Origin of the sequence: Haloarcula sp. CBA1127 (genome assembly GCF_001485575.1) — an archaeon.
GTDB lineage: Archaea > Halobacteriota > Halobacteria > Halobacteriales > Haloarculaceae > Haloarcula.
This window is the reverse complement of the sequence record NZ_BCNB01000001.1, coordinates 22,629-35,623: the sequence shown is the minus strand read 5'-3', so window position 1 is coordinate 35,623 and position 12,995 is coordinate 22,629. Positions and strand designations below refer to the sequence as shown.

At 54.4% G+C, this 12,995-nt stretch carries 10 protein-coding genes and 1 pseudogene; all 11 read left to right on the top strand.

What is annotated here, in order from left to right; genetic code table 11:
* Window positions 1-26: 26 nt before the first annotated feature.
* The 11 genes and pseudogenes from AV059_RS00150 to AV059_RS00110 all read left to right on the top strand — a co-directional run bounded on the left by AV059_RS00150 (window position 27) and on the right by AV059_RS00110 (window position 12,943).
* Window positions 27-3,905, top strand: coding sequence for a dockerin type I domain-containing protein (locus AV059_RS00150; protein WP_154020960.1), 3,879 nt, complete (start codon window positions 27-29; stop codon window positions 3,903-3,905).
* Between the two features lie 105 nt (window positions 3,906-4,010).
* The gene (locus AV059_RS21760) at window positions 4,011-4,394 is read left to right on the top strand and encodes a hypothetical protein (RefSeq protein ID WP_154020959.1); all 384 of its coding nucleotides are present in this window, start codon (window positions 4,011-4,013) and stop codon (window positions 4,392-4,394) included.
* A 501-nt stretch (window positions 4,395-4,895) separates the two neighbouring features.
* Window positions 4,896-5,516 carry a hypothetical protein gene (locus AV059_RS00145; RefSeq protein WP_058991341.1) on the top strand — a complete coding sequence of 207 codons (621 nt, stop codon included), beginning with the start codon at window positions 4,896-4,898 and terminating at the stop codon, window positions 5,514-5,516.
* A 203-nt stretch (window positions 5,517-5,719) separates the two neighbouring features.
* Window positions 5,720-6,319, top strand: a pseudogene (locus AV059_RS22890) (VWA domain-containing protein); the annotation flags it as partial.
* A gap of 6 nt (window positions 6,320-6,325) precedes the next feature.
* On the top strand, window positions 6,326-8,725 hold the full coding sequence (locus AV059_RS00140; protein WP_369815282.1) for a hypothetical protein: 2,400 nt from the start codon (window positions 6,326-6,328) through the stop codon (window positions 8,723-8,725).
* Window positions 8,722-9,375, top strand: coding sequence for a PQQ-binding-like beta-propeller repeat protein (locus tag AV059_RS00135; RefSeq protein ID WP_005532784.1), 654 nt, complete (start codon window positions 8,722-8,724; stop codon window positions 9,373-9,375). Before AV059_RS00140 ends, AV059_RS00135 begins: the two co-directional genes overlap by 4 nt.
* Before the next feature lie 67 nt (window positions 9,376-9,442).
* On the top strand, window positions 9,443-9,775 hold the full coding sequence (locus AV059_RS22630; protein ID WP_058991339.1) for a hypothetical protein: 333 nt from the start codon (window positions 9,443-9,445) through the stop codon (window positions 9,773-9,775).
* A 101-nt stretch (window positions 9,776-9,876) separates the two neighbouring features.
* Window positions 9,877-10,140 (top strand): hypothetical protein, encoded by a 264-nt coding sequence (locus AV059_RS00125; RefSeq protein WP_058991338.1) that lies wholly within the window; start codon window positions 9,877-9,879, stop codon window positions 10,138-10,140.
* Window positions 10,141-10,402: 262 nt separating this feature from the next.
* Window positions 10,403-11,494, top strand: a complete 1,092-nt coding sequence (locus tag AV059_RS00120) for a hypothetical protein (protein ID WP_058991337.1) — start codon at window positions 10,403-10,405, stop codon at window positions 11,492-11,494.
* Between the two features lie 12 nt (window positions 11,495-11,506).
* Window positions 11,507-12,154, top strand: coding sequence for a hypothetical protein (locus AV059_RS00115; protein WP_154020958.1), 648 nt, complete (start codon window positions 11,507-11,509; stop codon window positions 12,152-12,154).
* A gap of 99 nt (window positions 12,155-12,253) precedes the next feature.
* A complete protein-coding gene (locus AV059_RS00110; RefSeq protein ID WP_058991335.1) occupies window positions 12,254-12,943 on the top strand; it encodes a hypothetical protein in 690 nt (229 codons plus the stop codon).
* Window positions 12,944-12,995: the final 52 nt, after the last annotated feature.

Here is a 12,995-nt window from a genome sequence, read left to right as displayed (position 1 = left end):
AGGCGTTGTTTGGTGTATTGCTATTAGTGACTGTCGGTCCAGTCTCGGGGATGATGACTGGGGCCGGGGCTGGCCCGTTGCAAACAGCCGGCAATGACGCGTCTCTCACAGATGCCGGAAACCAAGCTGTCACCACGGCCGGAAACGAACCAGCACAGACACCCACCTCAGCGGCCGGGAACCAGGCGACCGGGCCACTTTCGACCAGGTGGAATGACTCAACAGAACCGAATGCGAGTACCATTGAGCAGTTAGCGCCCCGGGAAAACGATTCTCATCCGTACCCACTCGTCGGTGAGCACCAACCCAGTGATCCAGATGGTGACGGACTCTACGAAGATGTCAATGGCGATGGCGCTATCAACATCGTCGACGTTGACGCCCTGTCGCGTAATTTAGAGACGACAGCAGCCGGTGCTAACTGGACCGCGTATGATTACACGGGTGACGACCGAACTGATGTCGGGGATATCCAGTGGCTCCTCGCCGCCACACGCTCGACATCCTCGAACGACACTGATGGGGATGGACTTCCCAATGCATACGAGCGAAACGTCACTGGGACCGACCCTGTCATAGCAGACTCCGACGGGGATGCTGTGATTGACGGTGCGGAAGACTGGGACAACGATACGCTACCGGCATACCGAGAATACCGACTTGGCACTGACCCTCGAAGCAACGACACAGACGGTGATGGACTCCCTGATAAGGTAGAATCACGGCTCCAAGGCGTTGATCCGACTGACCCTGACACGGATGGGGACAACCTTACTGACAGCGACGAACACAGACTCACGAAGACGAATCCAACCAAGAGAGACTCTAATGGCGACGGGTTCACTGACGACCGTGCAGACCCCGATGACGATGGGCTCACACACAGAGAAGAATTGGCTGCCGGAACTCACCCGCTGTACGCCGATGTGGACAACGACGGCCTGACTGACCCCGAGGAACTCGAACTTGGAACTGACCCGCTCTCGCCAGATACTGATGAGGACGGGGTGACCGATGGTGACGAGCGAACTGACCCGTTCAACACGGACCCACTGAACCCTGATACCGACGGAGACAGTGTCACAGATGGGAACGAGACCTACACTACGACCGCTCGAAATGAAAGCCTCGGTGCCTCGGTGAACATCACTGGTGCTGGAAACGTGAGTGCGGAGACAACGGTGGATGAGCCAGTCAACGTTCGATATCAGGACGACTACGCACCCACTGGGACTGTTGCTCCGTTCGTTGAGTTCGAATCCGACGCAAATTTCTCGCAAGCGGAAATCTCCATCGAGTACAACGAATCGCAAGTGTCGGGAGCAGAGTCGAACGTCTCTATCTACTGGTTCAACGAATCGGCGAACCGGTACGAGCAGGTGCCGTCGTCGGTCAACACCACGACAGATACCGTGACGGCCAATACCACACACTTCTCGACGTATACCGTCTTCGACAGCGATGCCTGGACAGAGTACCTCAACGAGCGCAACGACAGCATCTCCGAGAGCCCGGACCGGTCGAAGGTCGGTAAAATCGAGTCGTGGACGTTTGAGGATATGCCGGACTCGATTGGACAGAGTGACTGGACGTGCGATGTCGAACCGCGTAGTGGAGGCTACAACGACGAACCGGCTGACGGGAACTGCGAGATCGAAGAGGACCGTGACGCGATTCGTGTTGGTGAACGGACCAACCGTGAACGAACTCTCTCACGGTCGATTACGCTGCCGGATCACCCACAGGTGTACGTCATCGCGAACGTGACGGCCCACGTCCAGAGTTCATGGTCCCACGCGGCAGCGACGCTGGCGCTGACGGACGAAGATGGGGAGACCGACATCTACCGGCTTGAAAACGACGACAGCAGCGGCTTGCGGACGGAAAACGCGGTCCGGCGGGTGAACATCTCCGAACATGCGGGCAAGGAAGTGACGGTGAAACTGCGGGCGGACGCGCGCCACACTAACGGAGACTATTCGTGGCTTCGTGCCCACAACGTACGGTTCGTCTCACCCTCGAATGAGACTGTCCGCGTGGACTCAGACGAGGACGGCATCTCGGACTTCCGCGAGGTGACCGGCATTCCGCTGGCCAACGGGCCAACGGTGACGCTTGACCCGAACAATCCAGACACGGATGGCGACGGCATTCCCGATGGCGAGGAAGTTGACATGTCTGAGACTGTCGAGAATGAGCCACCGAACGAGAAATCGCTGGTAACTGGCTACCGCTGGACCAGTAACCCTGCGAAAGGGAACGCAGACACTGACGGCGATGGTCTGGCCGACTCGCTTGAAAAGGAGGGCTGGACTATCCAGACAGTCAACAAAAGCGGCGAGGTGCATCGGTACGACTACGCCTGTGAAACAGACGATGGGTGTGAAGCAGAGTCGGATTCCATCCGTGTGACGTCGGACCCGACATCGCGGGACTCGGATGGTGACGGTCTGACTGACCCCGAAGAGAAGCGCCTGACCCACACAGACCCAGCCGACGACCAGACGTATAAAATAACAGCTGACCAGTCAGAACGGTTCGAGAAGGCCTTTGACTCACAGCTGTCAGTGCGTGAGCGTCTGCAAACCTACGAGATGGGGCTAGACACGAATCGGATGTACGGCGTCGATGACCTCTCGAATCCGGAGTTCACTGACGCGAGCGGTTCCTTTGACTTCGTGCGAGTGGAGAACCAGAACGGTATCGAGCAGTTCGAATTCACAGCTCTGGACGGAACAACGCGGTCGGATTACTGGCTGTCGAACCGAAAAGAGATCCGCACGGCGAACCCAGACCATCGTCAGTCTGACGTTAACCGGGCGGATCGCTACCAGACTGATCCCTGGGACCCTGATACCGACAACGACGGCCTCACGGACGGCCAAGAAATCAACGGTGTTCAGACCGGTACGTTCGGGGAAACTTACGAGACGAGCCCGACAACGCCGGACACGGACAGTGATGGCTACTGGGACGGCTGGATTGGGGTGTACGGTGTCGGACATACGGACAACGTCGTGCTATACCGGGAGCATCTGCAGAGTGGCGACGGTATTGAGGAGGGAGAAATAGTCTCTGAACAGGCGGGAGTTCATCAAATACCAAACAAGCGTGCGGCAGAAACGCCCGGAACTACGAAGTATGCTGACGGTAATAAAAAGTACCACTCAAATCTCCATATTGGTGAGTTACATTGGGGAACTGACTCAAGTGAGTTGTCGAAGTATCCATCACCATCGGTTGATATTGAGATTGACTACTACGAGGAAGCTAATACAGATGCACTTGATACTCCAGAGTGGGAAGAGCGGATAGAAATGAACCTTAAATTATATGGTATTCAAGCAAATATAAATCGAGATGATACGATAACCACAAAAGAGGTCAAAAATACCCGCGCCGCACTTCGTTTAACTAGCATTGACCCAACTGATGGGTTTAGTAAGAAGGAAATGTATGGACTACACAGGGATTTCGAAGATTCAGACGGGGAACATATGTTAGTGGTCCACCAGTCTGATGGCAGCTATGATGGATTTAACCCCGAACGTAGTAGTTGGATAGGTATCTATGGACCTAGTGATGGAACGACAACATGTACCTCTGAGGAACGCAGAGTACGCCTAATAACCCAGAAACTGCGATGCACGAGGTCGGGCATTCATTCAACGCTGGTGAAAACGATGACAAGGGAGGGAGCCTACAATACGGAGTTACTGGCTCCGAAGTGTATAGCGGTGACGAAGGGCGTGATGATGAACCAGAAGACAATACGCCGGAACGTATTCGAGTCAGCAAGAATTCAGTTGCTGGAGGGTCCTGTGAGGCAATCCAAGGAACACAGACACTCCAGCAGTGGAGTGCGATGTCAAAGACATGGAGTCCAATGCCGAGATACTTTGTAGATCCAATCAATGGCCGGCACGTACCATATAGCATTGAAGAAGTACTGACACTCACAAGCTGATCAAATGCCTAAACAGAGAATCGTAATCCTCGGACTGGTGGGTATGACTATTCTGGCCTTCGGTACCGCAGACGTTGTCTTAAGAATGGGATATGAGGACCCCCCGTGTCCACAGACACCTCAATTTGCCGCAGATTTTGACCAAGTTGCCCACGAAAATGGGACATCTGTTGTTGTTAGACACCTTGGTGGTGATACAGTCGATCCAGACAATCTGATAGTCTCTGTAGCTGGGAGTAACTTGACGGGCAACGAGCTTGGCCTGGAGGGACCATTTACTGCGAACGATACCATCAGTGTTGACCAACTCGCTCCTAAGCAGACCGTGAAGGTGTATACGCATCAGCCCGAACCATCGGACGGCGGATTTGGTGGCCCGGACTGTAGCGCTGATACTCGCTTGATTGAAACGTATACAATCAAGTAACTCAGGTATGGCTGGTTCCACTGTATTGAGATACGGCCGCTGTGCTAGGGCGAAATGATACCGGTTTTGAAATCATCGACCGTGGTGAATCGCCAGATATAGGATGAAAATCAGGACAGTCCGACAACTGCTGGTCTTCACTACAGTGGAACAGATATCATGTCGGTGTTCACAGCGGGACCCGAAGGGTTTGTGGGCGATACCATCCCAGAGAATACGAATGAACGGACCGACGACCGCCTTGAGACGCGTGAAACGGTCCTTCATGAGATTGGCCACGAGTTTGACATGGGCGAACCTTGACAGCAGTAATCCCCGGACAAAACACCGGAGATCGTCGAAGCCTATGACCCTAAAAACAATGTGTGGGAGGAAAAGCGAAAGTGGTCGATTATGAGCAAAGGCGGTATGTCACTCAGATACCGCTTTTCCCGTCCAACTAATGGTGAGTACGTCGCCTACAGTATTGAAGAACTCTTCACAGCCACAGACTGATTCCACATGAAAAAGAGCTACTACGCGTTGTTTGCCGTGCTCGCGCTGGTTATCGTCGCCGTAGTCGGCGCGGTAGTCGTCTACCCAGAACCTGGGTTCCATCACGAAGAGGACACGTACAATCCTCCCAGAGGAGATGTGTTCTTAGGTGAGGACCCACCAGGGGGGCCTATCGTCTTCAGAAACGCCACTGCGACCGCTCACAACGACGAGTACATCCTAGAGCTCGACGTATTTACCACCTCTCCACAGGCCTTTGACCCGGTTGAAGTACCGAATGCGTCGGTACAGGGCTACTCCGACCAGTGTGACCTACGCCTAGAGAAACAACTCGGGTCGTTCGAGATCGAAGGTGATAGTCCACGCCACACTAATCTGACGTTTGAAGAGCCGCCAGCGTACATCTTCTTGCAGACTCCAGAAGAAATTCACCCGTGGCTGAATATGGATGTCTATGGATTACGGTTAGCAGAGCAGACTAACTCAACGGCGCGCTATGTCGAAAGTAACCGGATCAATGAAACCAGCCCATGTCCGCCAATATCGAACGAGCGGAAGACTGCGACTGCAACTCATCGCGGGAATCAGACCGCCAATGGGACTACGGAACTGCTGACGCCAACTTGACGAGGGCAGACCTGTGAGGCAATCCAGGGAACACAGACACTCCAGCAGTGGAGTGCGATCTCAAAGACATGGAGTCCCATGCCGTGATACATTATTGGTCCAGTTAGTGGCCGGCACGTACCGTATAGCATTGAAGAAGTACTGACACTCACAAGCTGATCAAATGCCTAAACAGAGAATCGTAATCCTCGGATGCTGCACAGCGGTTCACGGGCAGTCTGTTGGAGACCGACCGTGCGGCGGTCATTGAATTTGACAACTTTGGTCGTGTCAAACAGCCGCTGACGAGTAACCACACAGCGGTCAACCGTTCGATACGGGATGTTGAATACGAGGGTGGCAATGGCGGGACGGACTTCGCATCAATTAGCGCAGCGAACGAACACTTTGCCGAACAGAGTAGTCCGGACCGCGCCAAGATTATAATCTTCCTGACGGACGGGAAATCAAAGTACTCCGACGGCGTGACCGAAGCCGAGCAAGCGGCCGAACAGAATATTACGATCTACCCGATCGGATTCGGTGGTGCAACGCGGGACCAACTCTCAGCCATCGCAAACGCAACCGGCGGTGAGGTCAACTTCGTCAATGACGCAGGAGGGCTCCCGACGGTGTTCTCTCGTGTTGCGAATACCACAACCAAGATCAACGATACCGACGGCGACGGCCTCTCAGACAGCAGAGAAATCGGCCAGTACGCCGAGGTCAAGCATCGCGGCAGGACTGCCTCCTATTACAACCACGTCGCCCATCCGCGGCAGATCGACACCGATGGCGATGGACTCAGCGATGACCGTGAGGTCAGAAACATGACAATTGTCACTTTCGATTCTAAAACTGAGGCAAACGCCTTGCGCGAGGCGATGGTCACAGACAATCAGAGCCTCAATCTCCAAGCGGCAGGGACGGTATTGAATGTCACCTCGTCGGCTCTAAATCCGGACACCGATGGAGATGGAATCTCGGACGCAGAAGAGTGGCGGTACCGAACGAATCCACGGCAAGTAGACACCGACAACGATGGAATCCCGGATACGACCGAATTTCACGACGGTCTGGACCCAACATTACACGATATTCGGGGTCCGGCCATCAAATCCCTCCGTACTGACTCGTACAATCCCGCTTGGGCTGGCCCTCATTATGTGCTTGACTTCCGTGTGCGCGACCGAAGCGGGCTCGGCACTGTTCGTATTGCTCAACGCGGAAACGAAACTCTCGACCGAACGAACTTCACCGGACACACGCAATATCACTACAGTCAGGAACTAACTGGAAACGCGCTCCAGAGCGCGGGAACCTTTGCAGGTGGGACTGAGGTATACATCTACGCCTACGACAGCCACGGCAACAAGCGACGTGTCCCCGCGCTGACGCGGTCGAACAATATTGTCAACAATCTTCAAGGGCATTACGGCACGATCGGAACGCTAGAGGCCAAGACCTTCGGGCGGGGGTCCGGGCTCATGCACGGTGCTGGAGAGATTGGATACACCATCTCGAATCCAGTGGAGACAGCAGCGGGACTATCTCAGGTTCCGAATGCGCTGGCAAATTATGGCCGCACGTATGAGTCAATGGAAACACAATTCAAGAACCGCCAGCGTGTAAATAACCCCTTCCCCCCGAATACACCAGAAAATGAGAGCTTCGCCCGCGGGTATTTCGACGGCTACATGGGATTTCTTGTCATCGAAGAGCTCACTGGAGCGGCGGTCACGAAGGCAGCGAGCGATTCCAGCCGAGTTGCTCGCCAAGTCAACAAAATCGACAATACTCGATATTTGGGGAAGTCGGTCACCGCAGCACGGCAGCTGAAATACGCGAGTGAACTCCCAGCACGAGGTGTTGGCCGCGTGGCCTCATTTGGCGTTGACCAAGCCAAGCGCCCGTTCGCACGCTACTCACTACGCAATTCCCGGACGGTTGGGAAGGTGGTCAGAACACGGCGTTACGTAGCCGACAAAACGCCGCAGAAGGTCTATGATCTAAATACCAAGCAACGGAAGCTCTCAGCCCGATACTTCCGAGATGCTGACCTTGGCGGTCGCTCCCCGTCGGAACTGGAGACTGCCGGGAAGCTGATGGCTGAAAACAACCCCAAGCAGGTTTCACGGATGTTGCGTCGGATGGACGACGGTCAGCAAGCGGCGTTCCTGAGCGATGATCTAGACGAAGCGGCGCGTGCGGATTTATATAAGACTTGGAAAAACGGCGACAATGTGGGTGCCAGCGATGTTGCGGAAGCCACTAGCGCCGATCCGCAGACAGTGCGGCTCATCGCAGATGGCTCCGGTGATGTAGACGACGCATATGATCGGGCAATCATTCGGGCAGCCAACAGCGATAGTATTGATTCCAACAAGCAACTCCACCGAGTTGTCCGGAAAGTCAACGACCTCGGCGGTACTCAGCAACGCCGGGCCAAGCAGCTCATCGCCGATACGGATGGGGCTGGCGTCAAGCTCGTCGACGAACTTGGAGACGATACGCTTCGGAAACTGCTTGGGGACACCGATATTGACGCCGTTGACCTCTCGCGTGCGACCCGGGAGTATGGGGACCTTGACGAGGGAGAGGCCAGGCAGTTCCGGCGTCTTCTCGACGATGACGATCTCCGGAAGTCCTGGATCCGCGCTGCAGGCGATCCGGACATTTCCAAGCAATCGGTAACAACGGCGCTCAAGCAAGTCGATTCCGTCAGCGACGACGTCACGATCACCAGCTTCAAACCAGCTTCCGACATCGACGTCGATTCGGATCCGTACTACTCGTCGTGGTACGACGACCCGGAAAGCCCGTACGACGCCGATACTATCGTCATCGACGGGAAAGCCGACGAATCTCTCTCGGTCTATCGGTTCTGGGATTCGACGAGAAACAACCACGAGGCCGGACCCTGGGCGACCGACGCCGACGACATCGATCGGTTGCGTAGCGACGCTGATGTCGGGTCGGACGAGATTGTCGACCGATACGCGCTTCCCGGCGACGCCGACAAAGTTACCAGGCTTGATGTCGATGAAGGAACCACCGTCCGCATCAGCGAGGCCGGGGAGAACTTTGGCCACGATGGTGGTGGGATTCAGTACGAGATTCGTGGTGAAGATATGATGGACGAAAGCAGGGACCTCAAAATGAAAGATCTACCAGCCATTAGGGATGGAAAATTGGATATGGATACGTTCCTTAGCGGTGATTCTCCATGACAATTGAGGTTGACTGGGACCGAATCTCGATTAACGGTGAGGAGATCGTTTTCCAGTATCCTATCGGAGATTCGATTGTGGCTGATGAGCGTGTGATTCTCCGGACAGAGTACCAAAACCGCAATATAGAAGGATTCGATTTTCACATCAAAGACCAAACCCGAAATGTTATTTCAGTGACTCCGTCTGGAGAACGTGAATGGGTAATTGAGTCGGTACAGAGTGACGAAGAAGATGCCCACCATTACGATTTGTGGACACTTCTAGATCGCTACCTAACTCAGCACACCGAAGGGAATTTCGAATTCGATCCCGAGACTGGTGACATTCTCAACAAATGGCCACATAACCAGTTACCCATTGCCGACAGAACTATTGAACTTAGCGGCGAGATCACCCGAGTTGTCGAATTCGATACCGCCATCTTCCTGCGGTGTAAACAGGCCACTCACACTCTCTATGCCTTCGAGGCCGATGGCACCGAACGCTGGCGTTCGGATGCTGGCGAACGACGAGGCACCATTTTCGTCGAAGATGGCGAACTCTGGGAGCAAACCGCAGTCAATCGCACCACTGACCACCGCTACCGACTCGACCCCGACACCGGCGACAGATATGATCGAGAGGTCATCGACACTGGTCTGTGGTGAGCGGACGAAGTCAACCAACACTCAATTACAACCAATTGCAAACCCATACGCGGACGGATCCATCGTCATGGACGCAACGACCACCGATTCGACTGAATACCTCCAGTTCGACCCCGACGGCCTGCCCGGCGAACGCTGGCTCCACCGCCGTGACCAGTTCGATGCTACCGCCGACGAAGAAGAAATCCGCGACGAGTACGCACTTCCTGAGAGTGAATCAATCACAGTCGCCATCGTTGACGTTCCAGCCGACGTGGCCATTCGAATCCCAGTCACCCACCTCTACAACTCACGGACCGACAACAATATCATAGTACGACCGAATGGCGAGTTCCTCTCCGGATGGGAGTTGAGTCCGTCGCAAAAACAGAGCGTGACGAGTACCGGAGAACTATCATAGATGCTCCGGTAAGACGCTTATCTGCGAGTTTTTGTCGTTTCCTGCTAATTTCACGTCAGAATCCGAAACAGAAAGTAAGCCCCAGACAGACAGAGATGCGTATGGACGAAATGAGCGATGAGAACTCGATTACGCTCGAACTGACCCCGAACGAGGCGATTGTTATGCTGGAGTGGTTAGACCGGATGGATAAACCAGATGACAGAGAGAATCTAGAACCGTTCGAAGCAGCTGTGTTGAGTGTACGCGCTGATATCGAGTGCATGCTGGAAGCGTCCCACCCCGACATATTTGCACCTGATTATGAAGACAAACTTGAGAACGCTATTGACGACGTGCGGTACAATCCGTCTGGTGACGCGTGATGAGATGAAGGCGGACGAAGCAGCACTCGCCACCTTGGTGTCCTGATTCTGTCAAATTACTTGAGTAGCGGAGAATGATCTGGGAGTCTGCATTTCCTGTACCCGCTGAAGAGAAGACTATAGCAACGTTGGTCCAAAACCAACTATTATAATCACGACGAGCGAGGCCACCGATCTCTTCAAGAACTCCGGTCTGAGCGGGCGGCGAGCGCTCAACGACCTCACTGATACTGACGGCGACGCCGCCGACGTGCTGTTCCGGATGGACGACGCCGCCACCCAGCGGCGGTTCACCCGGGCCTACGACAGCGACGCGGTCGACAGCGACGAGATAGCGACAGCGCTCAATCGGTACGATGGTCTCGATAGTGACGGCAAGGATGAGTTCGACGACCTGCTTGCACGCAACGGTGACGACGCGGCCGATTTCGCAGCACGCAGTGACTCCGATACGTTCGACGCTATCGTCTCGCCATGTGGGGCCAGAAGTGCGCCGTCGCTCGGCGGAGCGGGCTCGCTTCGGACCGACCGGCATCACTCGGTCGCAGGACCGTCGGCGGCCCTCAAACAGAGCGGGACCTGCCCTGGTCTCCCCGACGATGTGAGAGATGACTTCGTGACGGCGGTGTCGGACATCGGCGATGATGAACTGCGAAATGTCGACACGAAAGGCGCTCTGGATTCCATTATCGGATTTGACCGCAATGCACAGGACGCGGCGACCGATCTGATTGATAGAAAGGGCGCAGACGGTGTGAGACTCACCAACGATGCTACTGATTTGGCCGACAATGTCGACGGCCTCGAAAGTGACGATGTGAACGATCTGATAGTCTCGTATGATGACTACGCAGACGCTAGCGATGTCGGCAGGTCCCCGAGAGAAATTCAAAATGACCTTGACAGTCTGGCACAGAACGATGTCGGTGGTCTATACGAAGCAATCAGGGAACGGGCCGGTGGTCCTAACACGAACAATTTCAAAGGACTCGACGGCGAGGTTGATGCAGCAGAGAATATCTTGGACAGCGACGACGCAGAAATCGATAGACTGGAGACAGACATCACTACCGATCAGGGGCCCACCGATATCGACATCCTACTCGAAGATGGGACCGCGATTGAGGTCAAGAACCGGGATTATGACGATGTCCCGAGTTATGCCGAGGATAGAGAGATACGAGAGCTAACCGAGAAGATGGACAAGTATGCGGAAGAGAAAGACAGCATCGCTATCGCGACTAGGGGCAACCCAGAGAGCGCAGATGTATTGCAAGCGGTCAAATCAAATATCGAAGATGACTACCCGGACACTACAGTCGATCTCAGAAAGATAGACAGTCCATCGGGGTAATAGCGTACGACAATGGCAGATGAAGGATACTGGGTGTGTTTCATAACCGATACGCTATCGCCGTCGATAGGATCAGAGACTGTGGCCCGCGCTGAGAGGGTCGGCTTTGAGCTAGTCGAACGAACAGACAAGGAGATAACCCTTCGACTGGACGAGGAGACGACGGTCTCGATTACCCTCAATCTTGGTGAGTCGTGGAACTGGAACGACCCTCGATTGATACTCTCGTTCTGGACGAAGCCGTTACAGCGAAGCGGTGCGGATCAAGGAATTCCGGACTCGTCTGAGTCGGTACGAGACCGCACCGAGACAATACTCGAACTCATCGTCGAACTGGTGAAACTCACCGAGCCAGAGTACGTCTGGTCGATGCTCAACGCTGGTCCACAACCAGATGCTGGACTGCGGCCGACGAGCCGACCCATTTCTGACAGTATCTCTCGGCTATCCTGGGTCACGGTGTTCTCCGAGGAAATCGTCGCTGACCTCGGTGGCCGAGACCGACTACTGGAAACACCTGCTTGGCGAGTCGAACCAATCGACGACTCCCATCTCATCGTGATTACGAGGGACAATCCGATAGACCCTGCAGTCGAACCCAACAACAATCCTGCGGATTTCCTGTTCGCGGACAGTGATATCGATAGCGACCAACCGTGACAATCTCTCAGCGGAGACCGACGATAAACCGATTCGTCGCATCGAGTGAATGTGTCGAAGTAACTTTCACCCGAGCTGGTGAGGCAGAGCTTCAATAAGATGGACGATCCATATCACATCGGATTTGTCGCCGACAAAACACCAGATGTCCGAGAGCTGTATACTCAGTGCCGTCAGGCTGGATTGAAAACAACTTACGACGGACAGACTGAAACTGTTGCAGAATACAGCATCGGGCTCACAGCACATACGGACTCGAGACTGGAGGACGCATTGAACGCGCTGGAACAGACGGACAGTGGTTCTATGCGGTTCTGGACGGAGTCAGATATGATACTTCGGGTAGGTATCTCACCTCCGACAACCAAGGACGAACCGATGTTGGGCTGTGTGAACATCGGCTTCCAGACAAGCGAGATCGACGGTGACGCACACTCAGACTCGATCTACAGAGCACGGATTAACGAATTACTCAATTTGATCGAAACAATAGTACCTCTCGTTAATCCCAGCTATGTCTGGAGTTCAGTGTACAAAGGCCACGAAGGCTACAAGCGATTTGTACCTGATGGCGAACCGATAGCCGAGACTATCGAAGACCTGTCCTGGGTGACAGTCGTATCACCGCAGGTGGCAGATCAGTTCGGCGGCCGTGAACATGTACTCGATACGCCAGCATGGCGAGTCCGTGAACTCAACTCCGGACATATTATGCTTGTCCTGCAAGAGCACCCCTATGACGCGATGAAACCGACCCATAGTTCGTCAGAAGCCCATCTATTCGACTGACAGAAGGATCGAGATTCGTAGCACATCTTTAACAGCGCCGCAAGACTGGTGT